The following is a 24,068-nucleotide window of genomic DNA, read 5'->3' as shown; positions in this document are numbered from 1 at the left end:
CGACGATGAGGAACGAGCAAGAGATGATAGACGCGATCTTGGGCTTCGCCAAGGAGGACGATCGGGTGCGGGCCGTCGTGTTGAACGGGTCGCGGGCGAATCCGTGCGCGCCGAAGGACATGTTCCAGGATTACGACGTGTTGTTTTTGGTCACCTCGGTCATGGATTTCGTGCGCGAGCGCGATTGGATTCGCCGTCGATTCGGGGAATGGATCATTATGCAGACGCCTGATGAACACGATCGGCCCGACGCGGAGACGTTCGACCGATTCGCCTACTTAATGCTGTTCGCCGACGGGAACCGGATCGATCTCACGTTTTATCCGGTCGCGCGGCTCGACGAGCTGCGGCACGAGAGCTTAAGCGTAAAGCTGCTGGATAAGGACGGAATCGTCGGGACGCTGCCGCCGCCGAGCATCGCGGATCATCGCACCCGGCCGCCGACGGAAACCCGATACGCGCAGGTGTGCAACGAGTTTTGGTGGGTGAGCACGTATGTCGCGAAAGGGCTGTGGCGGCGGGAGCTCCCCTACGCGAAGACGATGCTTGAGCAGCCCGTGCGCGACGCGCTCCTTCAGATGCTGAGATGGCACGTCGGCGTGCGAACCGGCTTCGCGGCGGACCCCGGCAAAGCCGGAAAATATTTGGAAAATGTTCTCGAACCCCGTCTCTGGCAAGCGTTCGTATGCACGTACCCGGATGCCGACTATGACCGGATATGGGACGCCTTGTTCGCCATGTGCGCCCTATTCCGGGAGACGGCGCTCGAAATAGCGGGACATTGCGGGTTTGGCTATCCCGAAGGGGACGACCGCCGCGTAACGGAGTATTTGCGGCGGGTTCGGGCGCTGCCCCGGGACGCCGTTTCGTTCGGGGGGAAAGCATGAATCGATATGTGCGCGTCCCCTTCCGCGTCGCGGACATCGCGGCGATCGGCGTGTACGACGGGGCCGTCGCGGGCCGGAAGCCGGTCGTTCTCCTGCTGCACGGCGCCGGCTCGACGAAAGAGTCCGGCTTGGAGGGAGCCGGGCTGCTGGCGTCGCTTGGGTACTATGCCGTCGTGTTCGACGCGTACGGGTTCGGCGAGTCGCCGCATGTCGGACGTTTCCTGAACGACCCCCTGGACATTTTTCAAATTTATCGGGAGACGTCGGGGTATATCAATAAGCTGATTCGCTATCTTGCGCAGGTGCCGGACGCCGATGCGACGCGCGTAGGGTTGGTCGGGTTTTCGATGGGCGCGCATACGATTTATCATTACTTGGCTTACGAGGCGGCGTCCGTTGTGCGCGCGGCCGTCCCGGTTTGCGGATCGCCCCGATGGGACAACATCGCGCGGAGGTTTATCCTCACGCTCGAGCCGTTCGTCCGTCTGCGCGGGGAAGAGACGATACGAAGCTATGAGGAGCGGGTCGCGACGTTCCACCCGTGGAATCGTCTGACGTCCGTGGGTACCGCGGTGCCTCTGCTGATCCTAGCCGGGGAGGAAGACGACCGCATTCCGGCGGACGATCTTCGGGAATTTTATCGTCGCATACGGGAGCAACCATGCCCCGGCCCGGAACGGCTTCGTATGGTCGTCTTCCCCGGCGTCGGTCATACATGGACCGGAGAGATGCTCGCTGCGGGGATCGATTGGCTTCGGCTGCATCTGCAAGCCGTATACGAGGGAGGAACCTGCCGATGATGATAAGGACGGACGATTTGACAGGAGCGGCAATTATTGGGCTGATCGCGGAGCATCTACGGGGCATGCACGAGCATTCCCCGCCGGAAAGCGTCCACGCGCTCGACCTTAGCGGGCTGAAGCGGCCGGAGATTACGTTCTGGAGCGCGTGGGAAGGCGAGCAGCTGCTCGGCTGCGGAGCGCTGAAGGAGCTCGACGGCGAACACGGCGAGGTAAAGTCGATGCGCACGGCGGCGTCGCAACTGCGCCGGGGCGTTGCGCGCCGGATGCTGGAGCACATCGTGGAGGAAGCGCGGCGGCGCGGGTATCGGCGGCTGAGCCTCGAGACGGGCTCCATGGAAGCGTTCGAGCCGGCGCGTAGACTGTACGCAAGCTTCGGGTTCCGCGAGTGCGGACCGTTCGCGGACTACGCCGAGGATCCGAACAGCGTGTTTATGACGTTGGACATCTCGTGAAGCGAGGGGCAATGGGAGTGATACGAAAATTTCACGAACTGAACGAAGAGCAGCGGCAGTCGTTATACCATTTTCTAAAAATTCATCGCCCCGATGAGGAGCAGAGCTTTGAAGCTTATGCCTCCTATTACGGCGGAGAGCTGTTCGAACATGGAGCGCACGTACTGATTGACATCGAGGGGGACGGGATCCGAGGCTGTATCGGCGTCATTACGCGGGAAATTCCGGTGAAGGACGAAGCGTATCTCGTCCGTTTCCATGTCGAGGGAGAGAACCGGTCGACCGCTGCCAAGCTATTGAGTCAAGCTGTCGGCTTGTGCGGGAAAGCGCGCAGAATATTAGCGGGCATCGCGCCGACAGATGCGTTCATCGGCGAGGTCGTACGGGGGGAAGGCTTCGAGGAGCGGCATCGCGCCCTCGTATTATCGCTGGACGTCGCCGTGGAGGACAAGCCGCTATCCGGCCGCGGAGGTGGATTGCAGTATCGGAACGTCGACGAGTCGAACCGCCGCGCGTTTCAAAGCCTTCATAACGACGTCTTCCGCTTCGTGTCCAACGGAGGAGCGGTTTCCGACGAAGAGATGGATGAGATGGCGGGGAAGCATGCCGCGGATCCGGAGCTGCTCGGACTGGCTTACAGCGGGGAGTCGTTGGTCGGCTTTTATGAGCTGGAGCTGACCGACGGCGGGGGATGGATTCATTGCATCGGCATCGACCCCTCCTGCCGGGGGAAGGGGTACGGCCGGGAGCTGCTGCTCCATCTTGTTGCCGTGCTTGCCCGCCGGGGGGCCGAACGCATCAAGCTGATCGTAATGAGCAATAACGAGCCTGCGATGATGTTATACCGCGGTATCGGCTTTCGAGAAGAGCGCGTATTGTCCATTTGGTACGGCCGCGAAGTATGATGCGGCCGCAATAGCTACAGGGGACCCTGCGAATCGCGGGTCCCCTGTATTTCTTTAGCTTCTGCGTGCGAGCTCCCGTCGGACGATCGGCGCGACCTTCGTGCCGAGCAGCTCGATGGCGTACAGCAGTTCCTTGTGCGGAACGGCGCTGACGTCGACGTGCAGGAAGAAGCGGTTGACGCCGAGGTTCTTGTGCAGGAGCAAAATTTTCTCCGCGACGTACTCGGGATCGCCGACGTAGAGCGCTCCGCGCAGGCTGCGGGCGGAATCGTACGCGGCGCGGGTATAGTGGCCCCATCCGCGCTCGCGGCCGATGTGGTTCATGATCGCTTGCGTCGGCGGGTAGAACGTGTCGGCGGCAACGTCCATCGTGTCTGCGATAAAGCCGTGCGAGTGCGTCGAGATCGGCAGCTTCGCCGGGTCGTGCCCGGCGCGCGCGGCGGCTTCCTTATACAGCCGGACGAGCGGGGCGAACTGCTCCGGCATGCCGCCGATGATGGCGAGCGCGAGCGGCAGACCGAGCATGCCGGCGCGCACGACGGATTCCGGGGTGCCGCCGCTCGCGATCCACACCGGGAGCGGCTCCTGCTCGGCGCGCGGGTAGACGCCGCGGTTGTCGATCGAAGGGCGGTGGTTGCCGGACCAGGTGACCTTTTCCGATTCGCGAATCTTGAGCAGCAGCTCCAGCTTCTCCTCGTACAGCTCGTCGTAGTCGTCGAGGCTATAGCCGAACAGCGGGAACGACTCGATGAACGAGCCGCGGCCGGCCATAATTTCCGCGCGGCCGTTCGAGATGGCGTCGAGCGTCGCGAACTGCTGATAGACGCGTACCGGATCGTCCGAGGATAGGACGGTGACGGCGCTCGAGAGGCGGATGCGCTTCGTGCGCGCCGCGCCCGCGGCCAGGATGACGGCGGGGGCGCTCGCCGAGTAGTCAGGGCGGTGATGCTCGCCGATCGCGTAGACGTCGAGGCCCGCCTGCTCGGCGACGACGATTTCCTCGACGCCTTGGCGGATGCGCTCGGCATGGCTGACGGGCTTGCCGTTCACCGGGTTCGGCGTCGCCTCGAGAAATGTGCTTATGCCTAGTTCTATCGTTGCATTGCTCGTTTCGGTCATATCATTGTGCCTCCTTCAGTACGTTCAGTATCCCCATTGTAACATAACATATCTCAAATTTGAAATTATAAAGTTTCCCGTGCACTGGAAAACTCTTGAGGCCGCTATGCGTCAAATACTGTAAATATACCACGCGGGGGGAAACGCTCATGAATTTCGAAACGGTCATGCAAGAGCTGGAAGCGCTAGGGAAGGATCGTCTGAAGAAAATGTACCTCTCGAACGGCGCTCGGGAGCCGCTGTTCGGTGTCGCCACCGGCGCGATGAAGCCCCTCGCCAAGAAAATCAAGACGGATCAAGCGCTGGCCGAGCGGCTTTACGCAACGGGGAATTACGACGCCATGTATTTCGCCGGCGTCATCGCGGACCCGAAAGCAATGACGGAGGCGGATTTCGAGCGTTGGATCGACGGGGCATATTTTTACATGCTCTCCGATTATGTCGTCGCGGTCACGCTGGCGGAAACCGACATCGCGCAAGAGGTAGCGGACCGGTGGATCGCAAGCGGCGTCGAGCTGAGGATGTCGGCCGGGTGGAGCTGTTATTGCTGGCTGCTCGGCAGCCGGCCCGATCGCGAGTTTTCCGAAGCGAAGCTCGCGGACATGCTGACGACGGTGAGACATACGATTCATAGCGCCCCGGATCGGACGAAAGCCTCGATGAACAATTTTATCTATACGGTCGCGGTTTCGTTTGCGCCGCTCCACGCCCTCGCGGTGGAAACCGCAAGCGCCGTCGGGCCGGTGGAGATGTACAAGGGGAAGAAAGAAGTTAAAATTCTACGCGCTGCCGAAACTATCGAAAAGGCGGTCGCCCGAGGCGGGATCGGGTTCAAGCGAAAATATGTAAGATGTTAACCTCGCAGGAAACTATTGGCCTTCGCGCAACGTCCAATAAGGAGATAGTTCCCGGTTCGGGAAGGATGTGGCACGATGGAGCGGTATTGGACACGACGAGCGATCGCGGCCGCCTTCGCCGTCGTCCTGTCGGCGTTGAACGTCACGGCTTACGCGGCCGGCGCGGAGGAAGAGGAGGTCGCGCGGTTCGCGATAGAGAAGCATGAGGCGCGCATTCGCGTCGCTACCGGCAAGGTTACGCTCGACGGCGAACCGTTCGGCACGTATTCCGTGCCGGTTCGCGGTGGTCGCGCCTTCGCGCCGATTCGTCTGCTCGAGCGGCTTGGCGTCGGCGCGGTCGGCTGGGACGGCGAGCGGCGCGAGGTGACGGTGACGCCGCGGCCCGAGCTGAGGGCGCCGCTGCATGCGGCTGTATTTCGGGTGGGCAGCTCGGCATTGTATGCGGAGGACGGCTCGCGGTACGCGGGGTTGGAGGCGGCGGCTCCGTTTCTGGAAGGCGGCCGCGTTTACGTACCGTTGCAGCCGTTCGCTTATTTGGGCGTACAGGCAGAGTGGAGGGAAGGCGAACTCTTGTTGACTTGGTCGGTGAAGCGGGTCAACGTCCTGCAACCGGTTCTGTCGGCGTCGCAACGGGAACTGCAGTTTACAGCGCTCTACGATATTGAATGGGCTGCGCCGACCGCGACGTTGGGCTCTGTGTCTGGAGGTTGGTCGGGGATCGGCGCTTCCGCGAGGTCTGCCGGGGAATCGGAAATCGACGGGAGACGGTATGCGCGGATCCGTTATACGGTCCCCTTGAAGCCGGGGCCGAATTTGGTAAGGTTAGACATCGACAAGGTCGGGGAAGCCGTGATGGAGGCGCATTGGACGCCGAACCGACCGGAGGAGGCGCCGCCGGAGACGACGGCTCCGCTCGTCCTCGCCAGGCCCGAGCACGGGTACGCGATCGCGGCGGAAGGCGAGTCGGTTCGGATCGAGGGGACGATTACGGAGGAAAATGAATTATTCGATACGATGACGTTACGGCTTGTGCGGTACGACCCTGAGTCTCGCTCGTTCCACTCTTACGGAGAACCCGTCCGTGCGCCGATCCGCGACAACGCGTTCTCGGGAGAGATCGTCGCCCCGGCGGCGGGCTGGTACCGCGTGCTCGTCGACAGCCCGGAATACCACGCTACCCCCGGGCCGCTCGGACCGGTTTCCTTGACGTGGGGTTCGTTCGTGCTGGAGGTGCGGGCGGATAAATAGAAGGTAAGCCAATCGCCGCTGCCGGACGTCTTGCCCGAGGAGGCATGGCCTGCGGTCCGGGTCATCGACGAGAACCGCGCTTTGGCAAGCGTAAACGGCGGGAAGAACTTTGTTCTGGACATCGAGGGGAACCGGATCGAGGAGCTTCCGGAACGGCCTCGGATTGTCTCGAGCACGGCAGCGAACGGCCGCGTCGTCGTCAGATACGAATGAATGGAGCGTGGAGCGCTATGTATCGATCGGTTTTGAAAATGATCCTCGCAACGTCCCTATGTCTCGCCGGTCTTGCCGTGTTCGCTGCGCCGCAAGCGGGCGCCTGCTCCTGCGCGGAGCCCCCGCCGCTCGCGGAGGACGTGGCGCGGTGGACGGCAATATTTTCCGGAACGGTGCTGGAGATCGTCAAGCCGGAACGAGGCGCGATCGCCTCCTCCGGGGATCCTGTGTACGTGCGGTTCGGCGTAGACACCGCTTGGAAAGGCGTCGACGCGACGCAGGTTATCGTCACGACGGCAACGGGGGGCGAAACTTGCGGGTACGAAGGGTTCGAGCTCGGGCGCGCTTATGTCGTGTTCGCTTACGGGTCGCCCGAGCGATTGGAGACGGGGCTGTGCACCCGAACGGCGCCGCTGGAACAGGCGGGGGAGACGCTGGCGGGGCTTGGGGAAGGCGTCGCGCCCGTCAAGCAGGCGGACCTGACCCTTCGCGCTCCGGAGGCGCGGAAGGCGCATCTCGACGAAGCGGCCTCCGGCGAATGGAGGACGATTGGGTACACCGTCGCCGCGCTTGCGTTCGCGATTGCTCTCATCGGCGTGTGGAAGCGCAGGGCAGGCGGGGACGGCAAGGGAGACCGGCGTTGATCGCACAGCGATGGAATTCGTTTTATGGTCGGACACGATATGTCGGGGATCCTCCGTTATACTGAGCTGGCAAGATCATGAAAGGGAGGATTATCTATGAAGCTTACGATCGCGACGCACGACGATCAACGCATGGCCGTCATCCAAGAGGCGGCGAAGCGCTTTCGCCAACATCATCCGGGGGTTCGTATCGGATTGGAGCTGGAGCCGGATCGCGAGGCGCTGGTGCGCCGGGTCCAGCGCGGCGAAGGCCCCGACATCGTCGAATGGGAAGGCGCGAACATGGGGCAATGCTTGCAAGCCGGTTGGCTTTCCGACTTATCCGCGTTCATCGAGCGCGACGGTGTCGACTTGGAAGACTATTACCCGTGCATTCGGGAGGCAATCGGCGACGCCGGACGCATCGGCGCGCTTCCGGTCATGTCGGAGACGCTCGGCGTGTTTTACAACAAGGCGCATTTCGACGAAGCGGGGCTGTCTTACCCGAGCGAGGAGTGGACGTGGGACGACTTCCGCACGCTGGCAGCGAAGCTGACGAAGGTCGACGACCAAGGCCGGACGACGCGTTACGGCGTGTTCGCCAGCTTCGGCTATATGATTTACATTGAGCCGATCGTATGGAACAACGGCGGGGCGTTTCTGGGAGAGGATAACCGGACGCTAGCCGGGCATCTCGATGCGCCGGAGACGATCGAAGCGTTCGAGCAGTATTTAGAGCTGATCGACTCCGGTTACTCCCCAAGGCTCGGCGTCGGCGCGGAATCGTGGATCGATTGTTTCGTCCACGGCAAGATGTCGATGTATTTCGACGCGAATTGGGCGATCAAGCCGATGCGTGCGGAGCAGCGGGAGAAGTTCGGCGCGGTCGGACTGCCGAGAGGCAAGGAGGAGCGGAAATCGAACTTGTTCCAGGTGTACGGCTACGGCATCTCCAACGAATGCGCGGATAAGGAGCTCGCGTGGTCGTTCCTGCGCACGTTGACGAAGCCCGGCGGCGGAATCGACAAGCTGTGGTCGGTGCTGAACCTCGCGGTGTCGAGGACGACGGCGGAGGGGAGCGGCCAAGCGGCGGATCCGATGTACGCGACGTTCCTCGAGGAGTTGAAATACGGGCGTAACAGCGCTTACCAATGGGCGTACATGATCCCGACGTTCCATCATAACGAGACGTTCCGGGAGCTGCGGCACGCCTCCGATGCGGCGCGCGTGCTGCGGGAGGTCGCGGAACGGACACCTGCGTTGCCTCCGTTCGAGCCGGCGCGAGCGCCGTCCGGTTAGGGGACATTTTCCATGAGCAATATGCACCGGATCTTATGGTTCGACGAACGGGTGCGCGCCGGCGCGTTCCCGAACGCGAGGGAATTGGCGGAGCGATTCGAAATATCGATCCGCCAGGCGGGACGGGACGTCGAGTATATGCAGAGCTCGTTGCTCGCGCCGTTAACGTATAACGCCAAGCGGCGCGGGTACGAATACGAGGACGCGGCGTACCGATTGCCTTCCGTGTTCTTGACGGAGACCGATATTCGAATCTTGAATTATTTGATATACAAATACGAGGAAGCCGCCCGTTCCATGGGGTACTTGGAGGGGCTCGATCGCGTGGTGCAGACGCTGAAACGGTTCGTTCCTTACCAACCGGAAGAGAGCGACTTTCCGATATTTTTCGTCGATGCGGGGCTCGCGAATCGGAAACACGAGCTGGATCGGGCGATCGCGGACGGGGAGAAGCTGCGCGTCACATACGCGGACGGGGAGGATACGTACACCGTGACGATTCATCCGTATCAGGCGTACGCCCGTCCGAACGGCGTGCAAGTGATCGCCTTCTGCGAGCAGTCCGGCGAGGTCGAGTACTACCGGTTGGAGCGATTTTCGAAGGTGGTGCGCACCGGAGAGGCGTACCGACGAGACGATCCTTGAACGCGAGGAGCGGCGGCGGTATGGTTCTTCCGGGATGGGGCAAATTACCAAGGGGGGCCGGGTCTGAATGCGCCGCGGTCTCTGGAGGTGTTACATGGAGAAGACGAAGGCAAGCAAGCGCGCCGCCGGCGACGCGAACGCCCGGCAACCGGCGACGCTGACCGGAGCGGCTTGGACGGAGAAGCTGAGCAAGGCGGACGGCATGACGAACGCGGAGGGTTTTACCAACCGTACGGAAAAGTAACGCGAAGAACGTCGCGGTTCGACCGCGGCGTTCTTCGTGCGGAAATCGGATAAATCTAGCATGAACGGGAGTTGGTATGTAGGCAGCGACGAAATGGACACGCCCATTCGGAAACAACGGGAAAGATACGTACGATAGAACCGGAACTCGTCGCGAGACGAGTTTTTTCTTTTTCTTTAGACAATTGCTATCAGTCGAGACGTGAAATAAAATTTCACAAAAAAATGTATTTACTAAAAATAAACTTTACAATAAGATTAAAAGCGAAAGGAGGGAGATTACATATTGTACCAGAACGACGGATGGGCAGTCCCAGTCCCGTCCGAACATATTGACTTAGGGAGTGAATCCAGTTTATGAACGCCGCATTGCACCGTTCGTCTTACCTTAGAAAGTGCTTGTCATTCCTTCTTTCCATCGTCCTTGTGATGTCTCCCATCGGCGCTGCAGCCTACGCCGAAGATCAATCCCCTTCCGACCCTGCCGCCCAGGCTGCCGAAGCGCAGGACGAGGGCACCGTTACGGCGGACGTGTACGGGGTAAAGGTCGAGCTTACGGGGCCGTCCTCTCTGCCGACAGGCGAGGTCGCCGCAACGACGGTGCTCGTCACCGTGGACGGCGAACCGGTGGACGATCCGACGGGGATCGTGTACGAGAGCTCGAACGAGGACGTCGCCATGATCACGGAGAACGGTCTCGTGGAGGGCCGTAAGCCCGGGGAAGCGACGATCAGCGCAAGGTTCGGAACGGCGGTCGGATCGTTCGCGCTGCAAGTCGTCGCGTCGGACGGGGTGCCGCTGCCGGATCGATTATTGGCTAAGAATACGACCGCAAAGACGCTGGAGCTGGAAGACAGAGGAATTGTGTCGCTGACGCCTTTTTACACGGTCGAGCAGACGATCGGCGGCGTGACCCTCACGAAGTCGTTAAGCGACGTGATGGTCGGAGCCCGGAATACGAAGTTTCTGTTTAACCTTTCGGGAAGCGTTTACAAAATTGTTTTGGACGGGGAGACGCCCGTCGACGCCATGAGAGTCGGCATCCGCAAAAATATTTCGAATATCGCGGACTATACGCAGTTCGACCATCAACGAATCGATCTGACGTCCGCCGGCGGCTTGCGGGTGACCGACAAGAAGGCGGGCGCGACGCTGGATATTCCGGCCGGCGCGACGGTAACGTTCCAACCGATCGATCAACAGATCGCCGTGCTCCAGAACGGTTCGGAGGCGCTGCGAACTTCAAACCGATTATATGTCGAGCCTGCGGCGCAAGGCGGGATGATCCAAGCGAAGAGCTTCACTCGCGCTTATGGTTACCCGTCGTATCGGGGCCTGTTCGAAATATCGTTGACCTCGTCGAACGCGGCGCTGAAATTAATTAACGAAGTGAACATGGAGCAGTATTTGTATCAGGTCGTCCCCAGCGAGATGCCGGCCTCGTTCGGCCTCGAAGCGTTGCGCGCGCAAGCGGTTGCCGCACGCACCTATGCGCTCAGCGACTACAAGAGCAATCGGTTCGCCGATCGAGGCTTCCACATCGACGACAGTACGCTAAGCCAAGTGTACAATAACAGCGCGGAGCATCCGCTTACGACGCAAGCCGTGAACGATACGTCCGGCACGGTCATGATGAGCGGCGACGCGCTGGTCGACGCCCGGTTTTACTCGACGTCCGGCGGGTACGGGGCTTCGAAGCACGAGGTTTGGTCGGACTTCGGGACGAACGCGTTCCCGGGCGTGCCGGTCCCGTATTTGACGGCCCGCAGCTATACATACGACCCGAACGAGCCGGGCGAGCTGCTCGAGATCGATACGCAGAACGAACAGGAACTGCTCGCGTTTTATAAAAACTTGACGTTAACCGGCTACGATTCCGAATCGTATTATTTCCGTTGGAAGGTAAGCCTGAGCAAGACGGAGCTGGAAAACACGATTAATGCGAACCTGGCGGGGCGGCAGCAGGCCGATCCGAACTTCGTGCTCACGCTGCAGCCGGACGGCACGTTCGCCAGCCAGCCGATCCCGGCGGGGGGCATCGGTTCCTTGAAAGATATGTACGTCGCCAAGCGAGGCGCCGGCGGCAACATGATGGAGCTCGTTGTCGTAGGAACGACAGGCACTTATAAAATTATAAAAGAGTACAACATCCGCTTTACGATCCGGCCGTCCAAGACGTATACCCGCGGCGCGGACGTCGTGCTGCACCGGGCCAAGGGCGGTTCGACGCAGTACGCTTCAGGCTTCCAGCTGAAAAATCCGTCGATCCTGAATTCGGCGTTCGCCGCGTTCGAAATGGAGCGCGACGCGTCCGGCGAGCCGGCGAGCGTAACGTTTTACGGCGGGGGCAACGGTCATGGCGTCGGCATGAGCCAGTACGGCGCTTCCATGCTCGGCGGTCTGGGCTGGAGCTATGACCAGATCCTGAATAGCTATTACGCTAACATGCAGCTGGTGAAGATCAACGGCACGGTGCTTACTTTAGAAAATGTCCTTGCGGACAGCCTCCCGACCTTGACGGTCGGCGAAAGCAAAAAGCTCGCTTTGACGGGCGTGTATAGCGACGGATCGCAAGCGGCGATCGTAGCGGGAGCCGCGTTCGCCACATCTCGTCCTTCGGTCGCGACCGTATCCGCGGACGGCACCGTCACGGCGAGAGGAGGCGGCGTCGCAACCGTCACGGCGTCGTACGGGGGCAAGACGACGTCGGTCGTCGTCGCCGTCGCCGGCGCGCCGGCGGTCGAGCGGCTGGAGCTTGAGGCGCCGGAGCGGCTGTGGATCGGCAACCAAGGGCAGGCGATCCTAACAGCGTTCTACTCGGACGACAGCTCGGCCGTCGTCGAACCGGGGGCGGCGGCGTTCCAATCCAGCCATCCGGAGATTGCGATCGTCGGCCTCGACGGCGTCGTCACCGGCGTCGCCGCGGGCGCAGCGACGATTACCGCGGCGTACGGCGGCGCGTCTGTCGCGGTTGATGTCGAGGTCGTGCCGGTGCCGGCGCTGGCGTATATTACGGTAGAAGGGAAAACGGAATTGACCGTGGGCGAGACGGATGAATTAATCGTCACGGGCTATTACGAGGACGGCAGCAGCCGGATCCTTACGGAAGGGATTACGTTCGAGAGCAAGCAGGAGCAGACGGCTTCGGTAACGGAGGACGGCGTCGTGACGGCCCATAAGCCGGGCTCGACGCTGGTAACGGTATCCGTCGACGGCGAGACGGCATCCTACCGGCTGCATGTTTGGTTGAAATAAGGTAGCGCGACCGGCACTCTAAGAGGGTGCCGGTCTTTCGTATTTGCAAGGGGATCGGCTTATTTCCAGGGCTGCTTGAGCGCGAGGTAGCCCGCCAGCTTCTTGCTCTCCTCCCGGCGGCGCCGGCGCATCTCCGCGCGCAGCGGGGCGGATTCGTGCAGCTTGATCTCTTCCTCCGTCTCCGGTACGACGTCAGCGACGGGAACGGGCTTCTTGTCGGCGTCGAGGGCGACGAAGGTGAGGAATGCCGTCGCGGCGATCCGGCGGTCTCCGCCGATCAAGTCTTCTTTGATCACTTTCACGAACACCTCCATCGACGAATGGCCGGTCCACGTGACGAACGCTTCGAGACTGACCGCATCCGACGGTCGGATCGGGTGGAGGTAATCGACGGAATCGGTCGAGGCGGTGACGACGGAGCGACGGCAATGCTTCGTCGCGGCGATCGAGGCGATGTCGTCGATGTAAGCCATAAGCTTCCCGCCGAACAACGTATTATGATTGTTAACGTCCGCCGTGAACACCCTACGTTTCCCCCGCCCTAGAACGGTGATTCGGGGTCTATTCGCTCGGCGTTGGAGATCACCAGCTGGCGGGCTGCGTGCCGATCGGCGACCTGCAGCTTGTTCAAAATGTTCGTAACGTGATTCGCGACGGTCTTCGCGCTTAGGTTCAGCTTCGCGGCGATACGAGCGTTGCTGTCGTTCTCGACAATCCGCATCAGAATTTCTCGTTCTCGCCCGGTCAATAACGCCAAATGCGGATCCGCAGCGGTAGGGCGGGCAACCTGCGCATTCGCCAATTGGCCTACGACCTCCGTGCTAAACACCGCGCTGCCGCTGCCGACGGCGCGGATCGATTGAAGCAGCTCCGCGCCGTCCGCCTCCTTCAGCAGGTAGCCTTGCGCGCCCGCCTTAATGGCTTCCAGCACCGACTTCTCGTCCTTCTGCATCGTGAGCATCAAGACGCGGATCCGGGGATGCCGCTCCCGCAGGAGGCGCGTCGCCTCCACGCCGTTCATGTCCGGCATGCGAATATCCATGAGGAGCACGTCCGGCTGCAGCTCCTCCGCCAAGCGGAGCGCCTCCGCTCCGGAGCCAGCCTCGCCGACGACGATCAAGTCGTCCGTCGCTTGGAGCAAGGTGCGTACGCCGCTTCGAAATAAGGGATGGTCGTCCGCGATCACAATATTCATTCCGAGTCCTCCGTTCTAATGCCGGCGGGGAGCCAAGCGGATACGCGCGTGCCGCCCGAGGGCAATCGCTCGATCGCGCAATGTCCGCCGAGCTCCGCCGCGCGTTCCCGGATCGAGCCGAGTCCGATGCCGCCCGTCGCGCCGCGTCGGTCGTCGATGCCGACGCCGTCATCGGTCACTTCGACGACCAGCCGGCCGCCCGACTCGAGCGCAATTCGCACGACGCAGCTTGTTGCATTCGCGTGTCGAACGACGTTCGCGATCGACTCCGTCGCAATCCAGTAAGCCGCTACCTCTACGGCCGCGGGCAACGCTGGCAGCGGCTCGACCGCTTGCAGCTTCATCCGCAGCCCGGCAGGATGCGTGCCGTCCTCGACGGCGACTATTGGGGAGGTCAGCTCCCGCATCCGCTCTCGGACGGCGCCGATCAATCCCCATTCTTCCAGTCCCGCGGGTCGCATGTCATGTACAAGACTACGGATGTCCTCCACCGTCCGACGGACCGTTGCCCGGAGGTCGCCGAGCAGCGCCGCCGCGGCCTCGGGATTCCGAGCCGCATGCATTTCCGCGGCCGTTGCATTCAGTCCGATCGCCGCGAGGCGCGGGGCGAGCTCGTCGTGCAGGTTGCGGCTCAGCCGTCTCCGCTCCTCCTCGCGGGCCAAGACGAGCCGCTCGCGCGACTGCTGCAAATCTTCCGCGAGCAGCTTCATGCCCTGCGTCATCCGAAAATTGTCGGCCATCGGTCCCGCAGCCCCAAGAAGAACATCCAGAAGCCTCCGATCCTCGACCGTAAACGGCTCCTCCGGCCGATGCGAAGCGAGCAGCGATCCCGTCTTCCTGCCGACGTGCGAAATCGGGAAGGCTTCGACCCGTTCGTGAGGCGCGCCATCGGAGGCGACGACTCGCTCCTGCCCGTTCACCTCGATGGCGATGGCAGCGTACGGAATCCGGAGCGCGCTGCGCACGGTGCGCACGATCGGATCGAGCATCGCTTCGGGCGGCGCCGGCCGGCTGAGGCCGTGGCGCAGCTCCGACAACGCGCCGTACGGGTCGTCGTGCTTCCCTTTGAGCAGTCGACGGACCGTTCGCTGCAGCCACTCTCGCAGCGGCGCGAAGGCGACCGCGACGACCACGGCGGAGAGCAGGGACGGGAGGAATCCATCCTCCGAACGAAACCACTGGCCGAAGGCGAAAATCGAAGCGCTATATAGCAGTAGAATACAGGTCGATAACAGTACGTAGACGATCGTGCGGAAAACGACAGGGTCGATGTCCCAAAGTCGCAGCCGCAGCACGGCGAACGCCAGCGTGACCGGAATGACGAGCAAGAAGAGATGCAGGAAAGCGTTCAGGTACACGAAGGCATCGGGCGACCGGAGCGGCAGGAAGCCAAACAAGCAGCTAATGACGAGGAAAACGGTAAACCCGACGGTTACGCCGTACAGCATCCATTTCGATTGCTGCCGTTCCGCCGAATCCTTAGGGTTTCGGTAACGCACGGCTTGGACGTACACGACGGCGGCGATCGGCGCGGCGAACAGGGCGATCTGCAGCGGGATAGGCCATAACGAATGGTCTAACGCCGTATCGGGTGCAACGGTCCTGGCCAGCTTCGCCGCGGCGAAGAGCAGCAGCGGGATCGCCGTCCAAGGCGCCGTCAGACGTCCTCGCGGGAAGAGGAGGAAAAACGTGAACAAGGCGACCCAACCGACGGCGTCGACGATGGACACCGTCGTTCGTAAACCGGGATGATCGGCAGTCATCACATACAGAAGCGACGGGAAGGTCGCGCCGAGCGAGATCAGCATCAAGACGCAGAGGAGAGCCATCGGCTCACGGCGGCTCATCCGCAGGATGATGAACGCGACGATGGCGAAGCCGAGCGTCAACGTCGTGTCGATGGCCGCGAAAGCAAGCGCGTACGTATCGAATGTCCACCCGCTCTCACGGAGCACGGTTTCGGGAATGGGCGGCGTCGGACCGTTGCCATCGCAGCCGTAGGGAAGGCAGGACGTCGTAAGCTTATTTATGTAGCCGGGGACGAGCGAGACGTACATAAGCATCGTAAGGCAGGAGAAAAGGAGCACGACAGCTTGCAATGCCGCCGTCAACGGCCGTGCGAAGCGGTGAAAGCCCCTTGCGCTGCTTCTTGGCATAAAGCGGGTCTCCTTTTTCTCCGGGAACGTGACATTTACATCGGATTTATTGTAACAACAACGCCGAAGGCTGAATAGAGGCGGACGCCATTTTCCCGGGTCGTATTCCCGATATGTCCTATGTCGAGTTCCCGACCCGATCGGGAGGGGTTGCTCTAGGAAGGGGGAACCGGGATGCGTTACACTTCATCCGTATCACATGATTCGGAAATGGGGGAAGGCTCGGATGGATGGAGAACGATTGATTCGATGGTTAGGGTTCGGTTGCCTGCTGGCGGGGGTCGTACGGATGGGTATGACGCCGACGAGTTTGATTTGGGGGTTTAACAGCTTCCCCGAGCTGCTTTGCGGGCTGATCGCTTGCTTGCTTATGGCCGTGTGCAGCTTGGCGTTTTACCTCGTGCAGGCGAGAGAAACCGGCGCGTTCGGGTTCGCGACGGCGGTTGCGATCATGATCGGCAACGCGTTGACGGCTTGCGCAGTGTGGAGCATTATGGCGCGCGGAGAGCCGGAGGCCACGACGGCGATCGAGGGCGTGACGCAAGCCGTCATGTCCGTCGGCGTGCTGGGCGGGGCGCTCGTCCTGTCGATCCTCTCGTGGAGGGCGAAAGTGCTGCCTCGGTGGGCGGTCGTCTGCATGGTCTCCATGCTGCCGGCGATGGCGATCCCCTTGGATTACACCTTCGCCTTCTTCTGGGGCCTCGGGTATGTCGTACCGGGATATTGCATCTGGAAGGGACGTATGCTACGACGTACCGCCGGGACCGCGAGCGGCATATCGGCTTAATGCGCAGCGCAAGGTAACGAAAGGCCGTCTCTCGACCGGCGTCGCCGGAGGGAGGCGGCCTTCTTCGTTAGGGGCGCGGGGCGATTGGAACGATTTTATGGAAGTACCGATATTACCGGTTCCGCTCGAACGCGACGATCCAGTCTCCCTGCACCGCGGCGTAGCCTTCGTCCCCTTCGACGACCAAGCCGTATACATTTTTCGTATCGAGATATTCCCTCCGCTGGCCGTCTTCGAACTCCAACGTGATGAAATAATGCGTACGCGAGGAACGCGTCGCATGCATGTGCTCCCCCGCCGGGTGGTGGTGCGTGTGCGTGTGCGTACGGACGTCCATCCGCTTGGCGACGACCCGCGCATAGACGGATTCGCGCGGGGCGGAGGCGTTTTTAAAATACCGGACCGCGCTCCAAATGATGCCGACGATAACGATCGCGAATATGATTCCGACAAGGATCGGCACGAGCATAAACATGAAGCCGAAGCCCCCTTCGAAGGGACTATCGAACGATGGTGCCATAGCGGTTCCCCCTTAATTCGCGGTTTTAATGCAATAAAGAGTAATACGTCCGTCCGCGCGTGAAAGTTCCCGGGATGGAAGAAATTGTGTTGACATGAAGGCGCCTTTGCGATATATTTACTTCAAATTTGAGATAAATGAAAGCGGAGGCGAGTGGATATGCAAGCACTAGTGTATACGCCGGCGATGCAAGGCCAAGGCGAATTCGACGGGGGGAATATCAAGGAGCAAAAGCCGATCGGCTTTCCGGGCGAGGGCTCGGTCGTAAAGCGGGTCGGGCCGTTGTTTTATTGGGCGTGGGCGACCTCGAGCGCGGACGGATTGATCGGATGGCATCCGCATAAGGGCTTCGAGATTATGACGTACGTGATCGCCGGCGCCGGGCACCACGAAGATTCGCTCGGCACGCGAAGCACGGTCGGCGCGGGCGGGGCGCAGGTGATGCAAACCGGGTCGGGCGTCAGCCATCAGGAGCGGGTCGACGCCGGCTCGGAGTTGTTTCAAATATGGTTCGAGCCCGATCTAGCGAAGGCTTTCTCTCGGGAGCCGACGTATCGTCAGCATGCGCACGAAGATTTCCCTTCGGAGGCTCTCCCGGACGGGACGACGGTGAAGCGCGTCATTGGCGACGGCGCGCCGGTCGAGGTCGTGACGGACGTGCGGATGTGGGACGTTATAATCGGGGTGGGCGCCGAATACCGGCAGCGCATCGGCGCGGGCCGTACCTTGACGGCGCTGGCGGTGCGGGGGCAAGGCGCGTGGGGCTCGTCGGATGCCGACCGCCCGCCGGAGCCGTTCCGGCATAAAGATTTTATCGTCTCGGCGGCGGGCGCGGATACGGAAGCGGTCATTACAAATACGGGGGAAGTGGCCTTGCGGTTGGTGCTCATCGAAGTGCCGAGCGTCGTGAACTACGCGCTGTATCCGAAACGGTAAAGCGGCGCCTTGCTTGTTTTCCCCGCGCAAGGATAAGCTAGTCATGAGGTGGAGCTTGTGTCTAGACGGAGGAACGAATTTCGGAACGCATTGCCGGCGGAGATCGACAAGGAACGGCTGCTGGAGTGGAAAAGGCATGCGGCCTGCGCGCTGACCGGCGCGACGACGGATGTCACGATCGATCATTTCATACCGCTGGAGTGGGGCCACGGCGGGGAATACGCCGGCAACGTGTATTTCATCGAGAAGCGGCTCAACGAATCGAAGTCGAACATGAATCCGTTCCGGTGGAGGAAGAAGCTCTCGCTTACGCACCGGCTGGATGCGTCTCGATGGGATGCACTCGTTCGTCGGCTGGCGGAGGAGAACGGCCTTACCCCGAAGGAGTTTCGCAAGTACGTGAATTGGTGCGAGAAGAACAAGCGAACCGTGCCGGAAATCATGAACGATCCCCGTCCTTCGATCGACATCTGGAAAGAAGGAAAAGCGAAATGCCCGTCGAATATTTAAGTGGTTAATTATGAGAAGAAGGCATATCAGGGGGCACTCGCTTGGACCTCGTCTTGTTTTGCACGGCATTCATCCTTCAGTTCGTCGGGCACCGAGCCGGTGACTTCTGGCTTCAAACCGCATGGCAGGCGTTCAACAAGGCCGCGAATTCCCGCGCGCGCGCCCGTCATTGCTTGGTCTACTCGCTCGCGATTTCGCTCCTGCTGCTGATCGCGTTCGATTGGTATGTCGCCTTGCTCGTATTCGTCATCACTTTCTTTGAACATTATATCGTCGACTCCGGCAAGTTCGTCCGTTGGTGGCTCACATTCCAGGAACGGAAGCTGGCGGGCAATCCGAAGTACGAAGTCGAACATACGCCCTTCTTCGTCGTCGTGGAGTACGACCAGACGGTTCATTACGTTCGTATGTTCCTAATCTCGATCTTGCTCGCGACCGTCCCGTGGTAACACGCGCACGGAGCAGACGGCCCTTCGTCCCGGTCTTTCCGGACGAAGGGCCGTTCCTTTGCGCCGAGGCGTTCGCCGGGGTTAGCGTCGGCGCTGCTGCGCCCAGAAATCCGGCGGGGCGTAGGCGACCAAGGCGTAGTCGATCTCCTCGCCGCCTGCGGTGGCCAGCTGCGCGAGCAGCAGCTTGCCCTTGTCCGACGGCTGCAGGTCGCCCGTCTTTACCGTAACGACCTGTACGCCGGTGCGCTTGGGCGACCCGACGAGGACGATTTGATTGCCGAGCGTGTACGCGCCGCGAACCTCGGTCTGGAACGCGATCAGGTACAGGTCGAGGTTCGTCTCATGTTGGAACGTCGGGAACGCGACGCCGAGATCGCCCTGCAGCTGATACAGCGCCGATAAGCCGAAGTCGTACGCGGCGAACAACCGATGGAGCGCGTAATGGACGCGGGACGGCATATAGCTCCAACGCCCGAATCGGCTGTGCCATTCCCACAGGTACACCGGGCGGACGAAATCCGGATCGTGCTTCACGATCCGGAAGGGGATTTCCTTCCCGCGTCTCAACACTTCGGAAATCGGAACGGCGTCGCGCGGGGCGAGCTTCTCGGCTTCCGCTTCGACCGGGAGCCGGACGATGGTCGTCGGCACGCGCGGCTCCAGCCGATCGATGCGCTGCTCCAACAGCTCGACGCGCCGCTCGAGCCATTCGATCCGCTTCGCGTCGGCCTCGCTCGGAGCGGATCCGGTGGGCTTCGCGGCCCGCGCGGAGGACGCGGCCGACGGGAGCAGCAACAGGACGGCTAGGAGCGCGGGCAGGGCGGGGGATCCTTTTCGAATAAAGCATCTGTCCATGGTTGTCACCTCGTTGGGATATAGTTTGTGCAGTCTATGGGAATCATAACCAATTGGATGTTAGCGGAGGCAGGAAGGGGGGGGACGATGGAGCGGACCGGGGAGCGCCTTGTCCCGAAGGGGATGAAGCCGACGAACGGGATGCTGCTCGAGCATCTCGCGAGATATTATTTCGCGGCTCCGTACGCGAGAGGCCGCGTGCTCGACATCGCTTGCGGGGTCGGGTACGGAAGCCATATGACGGCGAAGGAGCGCAAGCGCGAGGTTCGCGAAATCGTCGCGGTCGACAACGACCCGGACGCGATTCGGTACGCCTTGCAGGAATATCACCATCAGAAAATCTCCTACCTCCAGGCGGATGCGCTCGACCCGGCGCTGCCGGAACGGCTCGGCCTGTTCGATACGATCCTAAGCTTCGAGACGGTCGAGCATGTGGAGGACGATCGGTTGTTCGTGGCACAGTTATACCGAATGCTGCGCCCCGGCGGGACGCTGGTCATGTCCAGTCCCTACGGGCGGGGGCGCGGTCAGCCGACGAGCGAGCCGTTCCATATGCATCAACTGACGCCGGAGGAATTTCGGGGGCTGTTCGAGGAACATGCGTTCACGCATAAGGAGTTTTACGAGCAGCGTGGCCTCACGTTCGAACGCGAGCCCCGCGAAGGCGTGCGGTATTTTCTAGGAATAGCGGTGTGTACGAAGTAGAACGGCAACAAACCGGGTGTTTCGCTCGTTTCTTATAATGAAGAGATACGCGGAGGAAGTAGGGGTTGTTTATGAGACGAGGGACGACGGTGTTTGGCTTGCTTGCGCTGGCGCTGGCGATCATGCTTTCCGGCTGCGGCGGGCCGGGCGCGGCAGGCGGCGGCGAGCCGCCGGGCATGGAAGGGTATGTCGTGAAGAAGGACAACGGCCGCATCCTGGTCGTCGACCCGGTGCCTCAGGACTTTAGCGAGAACGGCGGCATGCCGGAGTTTTACAACGCGATCTGGTTTTCCGGCGCGCCGGCCCATGCGGAAGTCGGGCGGAAGGTGCAGGTGTGGTTCGACGCCGTGGCCGAATCGTATCCGGGGCAATCGACGGCGAAGCGGGTGAACGTGCTGACAAGTCCAAAGCCCGCGGGGGCGGACTTGACGGAGGCGGAGGCGATTCGCGCGTCGCTGGAGTCGAGAGACTTCCCGTGGCCGGCCGCGGTCAAGCGGGCGGAGTACGATGCTAACGCGGACGCGTGGACCGTAACGATTCATCATGAGGGCGACGTGCAGGATATCGCGGTGGAGGACCGGCGGTGACGTCCCGGGCGCGTCGTTGGGCGGCCATCGCGATCGCGCTGGCGTTGCTCGGCGCATTCGCCTTCCCGGGCTCGTGTTTCGCCTGCTCGTGCTTTCAGGCTCCCGACGCGGCGGCGGCGATAGCGCGCGCGGACGCCGTCTTCGAGGGGAGAGTGATCGAAAGCAGAGTGCAGCGGTACGACGACGGCATGCTTCGCACGATCGCTCTTCGGGACGCGAACCGTTTCGAGGTCATAAGAGGCTGGAAGGGCGCGGACGCGACGGAGATGATCGTGTACGACAACGGGCACGAGGCGTCTTGCGGGATGCATTTTCGGACGGGCGAGACGTATTTGGTGTATGCGCACGCAGACGGCAAGGGGAATCTGCACACAAGCTATTGCAGCCGGACGGCGGAAGTATCGGACGCGGCGGCGGACATGGCTGCGCTTGGCCCGGGCGTACCGCCGGAGCACCGAGTAGATTTGTATTGGGAGCTGCGGCGGTTTCCCTTAGGCGGGTATGCCTTCGAGCTGCTCCTCGGCACGTTCGCGGTAGCGATGCTTCTTTTGCTCGGATGGGGGTGGCTCGCGTGGAGCAGAGGAAAATAAGACGATCCGTCGTTTCTGCGGTCGCGTTGGCGGTGTCGTTCGGTCTGCTGGCGACGGGGTGCGACGACGGAAAGCCGGGCATGGAGGGCATCGTCGTCCGGGAGGAAGGGGGCCGCATCCTTGTGGTCGATCCGAAACCGAGGAACGTCGGGTTGTCCGGCGGAGAGGCATATTATGACGCAGCCTGGTTCAGCGGCGCCCCGCGCCGGACGAAGGTCGGGCATCGCGTGCAGGTGTGGTTCGAGGTTATGGCGGCGTCCTACCCCGGGCAAGCGACGGCGAAGAAGGTGCGTATTTTGCGCGACGAGACGCCCCGGGGAGCCGACCGGTCCGAGGCCGAGGCGATTCGGGAGGCGCTGCGGTCGGTCGACGGCGGCGGCTTGCCGATCGTCACGTCGGCCGAGTACGATCCGGAAGCGGACGCGTGGCACGTCGCGGTGAAGCGGGAGCGGGACGAGATGACCATTACCGTAATCGATGAATAAAAGAAAGACCCAGGCGCTTTGCTCGCTTGGGTCTTCTTGCGTTTCGGTTTATTTGCCTATGCGCAGCCGAATAACGTTCCACGACGCCTTGCCGAGGCTGGCGCTGACGCGGGCGCCGTCGACGCTCGCGTCGCCGCGGGCGTGCGGCTTTACGGCGTCGGGCGCCGCGGCCGTGTTAACGGCTTGCAGGTCGTCATGCTCGAGCACGAGATGCTCGATCAAGCGGCACTCGCCGAAGCTGCGGAGATCCGCTTCGAAGGCGAGCGCTTGATCGAGATGGCGGTTCACCGCAAAGATCGTCGCCTCGCCGGCGGCTTCGTTGTAGACGGCCACGCTCTCGAGGTATGGCACGTCCGTAATGTCCTTCGTGTCGTATTTCTCGGACGTGACGAGCGGCACGAGCGCCGCGCCGCGACCGTACAACGATGCGTGGAGATATGGATAATAAATCGTTTGCGCCCACGCCGGACCGCCGTTTTGCGTCATGATCGGCGCGATAACGTTCACGAGCTGCGCGAGGCAGGCGATCTTGACGCGGTCCGCGTGCTTTAGCAAGCTGATCAGCATGCAGCCGACGACGAGGGCGTCTTCCATCGTGTAGACGTCCTCGAGCTGCGGCGGCGCGATTTGCCACGGATCGAGCTTCTTATCCTGCGCGTGGCTGTGAAACCAGACGTTCCATTCGTCGAAGGAGAGAAGCATTTTCTTCTTGCTGCGTTTCTTCGCTTTGACGTAATCGCAAATCGCCGCGACGCTGTCGATGAATTCGTCCATCTGCAGCGATCTCGCGAGGAACGTGGGCGTGTCGCCCTCCGCATTCCCGTAATAGGTGTGCAGCGACAGGAAGTCGACATGCTCGTAGGTATGGTCGAGCACGGTCGCCTCCCAATCGGCAAACGTCTTCATGCCGAGCGCGGAGCTGCCGCAGGCGACGAGCTCGATCGAGGGGTCGACCCACTTCATCACTTTCGCCGATTCGAGCGCGATCCGTCCGTATTCGTCCGCCGTCTTGTGGCCGATCTGCCACGGGCCGTCCATCTCGTTGCCGAGGCACCAGGTTTTGATTTTGTGAGGCTCCTTGTAACCGTGCTTCACCCGCAAATCGCTCCAGTAGCTGCCGGATGGATGGTTGGCGTATTCGACGACGTTGCGGGCGTCCTCGACGCCTTGCGTGCCGAGGTTGATCGCCCACATGACCTCGGCGTCGGCCGCCTTCGCCCAGTCCGCGAATTCGTTCAGCCCGACGAGGTTCGGCTCGACGGTGCGCCACGCCAGCTCGAGCCGCTTCGGTCGGTCCTCCACGGGGCCGATGCCGTCCTTCCAGTCGTATCCGGAGACGAAGTTTCCGCCTGGGTATCGAACGATCGGCACGCGGAGCTCGCGCACGAGCCGCAGCACGTCGCGCCGGAAGCCGCGCTCGTCGGCCTCGGGGTGGCCCGGCTCGTAAATGCCCCCGTAGACGGCGCGGCCGAGATGCTCGATGAACGATCCATACAGCCGGTCATCCACTTGGCCGATGACGAAATCTTTGTCGACGATCATTTTGGCGGGGATGGACATGATTGAATTCCTCCTACAGGATTCATATAAATGCGAATTCATACATTATTTGATTTACTTATAAATTATATTAACAATGCGAATGGGGGTTGTGCAAGGAGGAAATTGGGTGCGAATGCAGGCGGTTTCGTCGAACCCGGGCGAGGCAATCGACGGAAACACGCGACGGTACGGAAAACGTTGT

Annotated in this window: 26 protein-coding genes; 19 read left to right on the top strand and 7 right to left on the bottom strand. The window is 61.5% G+C overall.

What is annotated here, in order from left to right; genetic code table 11:
• Positions 1 to 5 precede the first annotated feature (5 nt).
• The 4 genes from VEZ38_RS12050 to VEZ38_RS12035 are packed head-to-tail and all read left to right on the top strand — an operon-like array spanning position 6 to position 3,047.
• Positions 6 to 887 (top strand): aminoglycoside 6-adenylyltransferase, encoded by an 882-nt coding sequence (locus VEZ38_RS12050; RefSeq protein WP_324893658.1) that lies wholly within the window; start codon positions 6 to 8, stop codon positions 885 to 887.
• Positions 884 to 1,687 carry an alpha/beta hydrolase family protein gene (locus VEZ38_RS12045; RefSeq protein WP_324893656.1) on the top strand — a complete coding sequence of 268 codons (804 nt, stop codon included), beginning with the start codon at positions 884 to 886 and terminating at the stop codon, positions 1,685 to 1,687. Before VEZ38_RS12050 ends, VEZ38_RS12045 begins: the two co-directional genes overlap by 4 nt.
• On the top strand, positions 1,684 to 2,142 hold the full coding sequence (locus tag VEZ38_RS12040) for a GNAT family N-acetyltransferase (protein WP_324893654.1): 459 nt from the start codon (positions 1,684 to 1,686) through the stop codon (positions 2,140 to 2,142). The genes VEZ38_RS12045 and VEZ38_RS12040 overlap by 4 nt, the downstream gene beginning before the upstream one ends.
• 17 nt (positions 2,143 to 2,159) lie before the next feature.
• Positions 2,160 to 3,047, top strand: coding sequence for a GNAT family N-acetyltransferase (locus tag VEZ38_RS12035; protein ID WP_324893652.1), 888 nt, complete (start codon positions 2,160 to 2,162; stop codon positions 3,045 to 3,047).
• A gap of 54 nt (positions 3,048 to 3,101) precedes the next feature.
• Here VEZ38_RS12035 and VEZ38_RS12030 read toward each other — a convergent pair whose 3' ends face one another.
• Entirely contained in the window at positions 3,102 to 4,166 is a 1,065-nt protein-coding gene (locus tag VEZ38_RS12030; RefSeq protein ID WP_324893650.1) for an LLM class flavin-dependent oxidoreductase, read from the bottom strand.
• A 149-nt stretch (positions 4,167 to 4,315) separates the two neighbouring features.
• Here VEZ38_RS12030 and VEZ38_RS12025 point away from each other — a divergent pair, with 149 nt between their 5' ends.
• The 7 genes from VEZ38_RS12025 (at position 4,316) to VEZ38_RS11995 (ending at position 12,549) form a co-directional block, all read left to right on the top strand.
• Positions 4,316 to 5,023: a DNA alkylation repair protein gene (locus VEZ38_RS12025; RefSeq protein ID WP_324893648.1), complete on the top strand. Its 708-nt coding sequence runs from the start codon at positions 4,316 to 4,318 to the stop codon at positions 5,021 to 5,023.
• A 75-nt stretch (positions 5,024 to 5,098) separates the two neighbouring features.
• The gene (locus VEZ38_RS12020; RefSeq protein WP_324893646.1) at positions 5,099 to 6,271 is read left to right on the top strand and encodes a stalk domain-containing protein; all 1,173 of its coding nucleotides are present in this window, start codon (positions 5,099 to 5,101) and stop codon (positions 6,269 to 6,271) included.
• 230 nt (positions 6,272 to 6,501) lie between these two features.
• Entirely contained in the window at positions 6,502 to 7,128 is a 627-nt protein-coding gene (locus tag VEZ38_RS12015) for a hypothetical protein (RefSeq protein WP_324893644.1), read from the top strand.
• 96 nt (positions 7,129 to 7,224) lie between these two features.
• Positions 7,225 to 8,406 carry a sugar ABC transporter substrate-binding protein gene (locus VEZ38_RS12010; RefSeq protein WP_324893642.1) on the top strand — a complete coding sequence of 394 codons (1,182 nt, stop codon included), beginning with the start codon at positions 7,225 to 7,227 and terminating at the stop codon, positions 8,404 to 8,406.
• A gap of 12 nt (positions 8,407 to 8,418) precedes the next feature.
• Positions 8,419 to 9,051, top strand: a complete 633-nt coding sequence (locus VEZ38_RS12005) for a helix-turn-helix transcriptional regulator (RefSeq protein WP_324893640.1) — start codon at positions 8,419 to 8,421, stop codon at positions 9,049 to 9,051.
• Positions 9,052 to 9,145: 94 nt separating this feature from the next.
• Entirely contained in the window at positions 9,146 to 9,295 is a 150-nt protein-coding gene (locus tag VEZ38_RS12000) for a hypothetical protein (protein WP_324893638.1), read from the top strand.
• 356 nt (positions 9,296 to 9,651) lie between these two features.
• Positions 9,652 to 12,549, top strand: coding sequence for a SpoIID/LytB domain-containing protein (locus tag VEZ38_RS11995; protein ID WP_324893636.1), 2,898 nt, complete (start codon positions 9,652 to 9,654; stop codon positions 12,547 to 12,549).
• 59 nt (positions 12,550 to 12,608) lie between these two features.
• Here the strand turns inward: VEZ38_RS11995 and VEZ38_RS11990 are convergent, their stop codons facing one another.
• Genes VEZ38_RS11990 through VEZ38_RS11980 form a run of 3 tightly spaced genes read right to left on the bottom strand, consistent with a single transcriptional unit; the run spans position 12,609 to position 15,900 of the window.
• A complete protein-coding gene (locus tag VEZ38_RS11990; RefSeq protein WP_324893729.1) occupies positions 12,609 to 13,103 on the bottom strand; it encodes an acyl-CoA thioesterase in 495 nt (164 codons plus the stop codon).
• Complete coding sequence (locus VEZ38_RS11985; RefSeq protein ID WP_324893635.1) at positions 13,091 to 13,744, bottom strand: response regulator transcription factor; 654 nt, start codon at positions 13,742 to 13,744, stop codon at positions 13,091 to 13,093. Before VEZ38_RS11985 ends, VEZ38_RS11990 begins: the two co-directional genes overlap by 13 nt.
• Positions 13,741 to 15,900 (bottom strand): sensor histidine kinase, encoded by a 2,160-nt coding sequence (locus tag VEZ38_RS11980; protein ID WP_324893633.1) that lies wholly within the window; start codon positions 15,898 to 15,900, stop codon positions 13,741 to 13,743. Before VEZ38_RS11980 ends, VEZ38_RS11985 begins: the two co-directional genes overlap by 4 nt.
• 241 nt (positions 15,901 to 16,141) lie before the next feature.
• On the opposite strand from VEZ38_RS11980, the gene VEZ38_RS11975 reads away from it, so the two are divergent.
• Positions 16,142 to 16,687 (top strand): hypothetical protein, encoded by a 546-nt coding sequence (locus VEZ38_RS11975; RefSeq protein ID WP_324893631.1) that lies wholly within the window; start codon positions 16,142 to 16,144, stop codon positions 16,685 to 16,687.
• Between the two features lie 112 nt (positions 16,688 to 16,799).
• On the opposite strand, the gene VEZ38_RS11970 is transcribed toward VEZ38_RS11975, so the two are convergent.
• The gene (locus VEZ38_RS11970; RefSeq protein WP_324893629.1) at positions 16,800 to 17,207 is read right to left on the bottom strand and encodes a DUF2500 domain-containing protein; all 408 of its coding nucleotides are present in this window, start codon (positions 17,205 to 17,207) and stop codon (positions 16,800 to 16,802) included.
• A gap of 159 nt (positions 17,208 to 17,366) precedes the next feature.
• Here VEZ38_RS11970 and VEZ38_RS11965 point away from each other — a divergent pair, with 159 nt between their 5' ends.
• The 3 genes from VEZ38_RS11965 to VEZ38_RS11955 are packed head-to-tail and all read left to right on the top strand — an operon-like array spanning position 17,367 to position 19,102.
• Complete coding sequence (locus VEZ38_RS11965; protein ID WP_324893628.1) at positions 17,367 to 18,143, top strand: pirin family protein; 777 nt, start codon at positions 17,367 to 17,369, stop codon at positions 18,141 to 18,143.
• A gap of 57 nt (positions 18,144 to 18,200) precedes the next feature.
• Complete coding sequence (locus tag VEZ38_RS11960) at positions 18,201 to 18,653, top strand: hypothetical protein (RefSeq protein ID WP_324893626.1); 453 nt, start codon at positions 18,201 to 18,203, stop codon at positions 18,651 to 18,653.
• 41 nt (positions 18,654 to 18,694) lie between these two features.
• The gene (locus VEZ38_RS11955; RefSeq protein WP_324893624.1) at positions 18,695 to 19,102 is read left to right on the top strand and encodes a DUF3307 domain-containing protein; all 408 of its coding nucleotides are present in this window, start codon (positions 18,695 to 18,697) and stop codon (positions 19,100 to 19,102) included.
• 81 nt (positions 19,103 to 19,183) lie between these two features.
• Here the strand turns inward: VEZ38_RS11955 and VEZ38_RS11950 are convergent, their stop codons facing one another.
• Positions 19,184 to 19,957 (bottom strand): hypothetical protein, encoded by a 774-nt coding sequence (locus VEZ38_RS11950; protein ID WP_324893622.1) that lies wholly within the window; start codon positions 19,955 to 19,957, stop codon positions 19,184 to 19,186.
• Between the two features lie 87 nt (positions 19,958 to 20,044).
• Here VEZ38_RS11950 and VEZ38_RS11945 point away from each other — a divergent pair, with 87 nt between their 5' ends.
• The 4 genes from VEZ38_RS11945 (at position 20,045) to VEZ38_RS11930 (ending at position 22,324) form a co-directional block, all read left to right on the top strand.
• Positions 20,045 to 20,662 carry a class I SAM-dependent methyltransferase gene (locus tag VEZ38_RS11945; RefSeq protein ID WP_324893620.1) on the top strand — a complete coding sequence of 206 codons (618 nt, stop codon included), beginning with the start codon at positions 20,045 to 20,047 and terminating at the stop codon, positions 20,660 to 20,662.
• A gap of 71 nt (positions 20,663 to 20,733) precedes the next feature.
• Entirely contained in the window at positions 20,734 to 21,249 is a 516-nt protein-coding gene (locus tag VEZ38_RS11940) for a YobA family protein (protein ID WP_324893618.1), read from the top strand.
• Positions 21,246 to 21,839 (top strand): hypothetical protein, encoded by a 594-nt coding sequence (locus tag VEZ38_RS11935; protein WP_324893617.1) that lies wholly within the window; start codon positions 21,246 to 21,248, stop codon positions 21,837 to 21,839. The genes VEZ38_RS11940 and VEZ38_RS11935 overlap by 4 nt, the downstream gene beginning before the upstream one ends.
• Positions 21,821 to 22,324: a DUF3221 domain-containing protein gene (locus tag VEZ38_RS11930; RefSeq protein WP_324893615.1), complete on the top strand. Its 504-nt coding sequence runs from the start codon at positions 21,821 to 21,823 to the stop codon at positions 22,322 to 22,324. Before VEZ38_RS11935 ends, VEZ38_RS11930 begins: the two co-directional genes overlap by 19 nt.
• Positions 22,325 to 22,372: 48 nt before the next feature.
• Here VEZ38_RS11930 and VEZ38_RS11925 read toward each other — a convergent pair whose 3' ends face one another.
• Positions 22,373 to 23,884: an alpha-N-arabinofuranosidase gene (locus VEZ38_RS11925; RefSeq protein WP_324893613.1), complete on the bottom strand. Its 1,512-nt coding sequence runs from the start codon at positions 23,882 to 23,884 to the stop codon at positions 22,373 to 22,375.
• Positions 23,885 to 24,068 lie beyond the last annotated feature (184 nt).

It is taken from the genome of Paenibacillus sp. (assembly GCF_035645235.1).
Taxonomy (GTDB): Bacteria; Bacillota; Bacilli; order Paenibacillales; family YIM-B00363; genus Paenibacillus_AE.
This window is presented reverse-complemented; position numbering and strand designations above follow the sequence as displayed.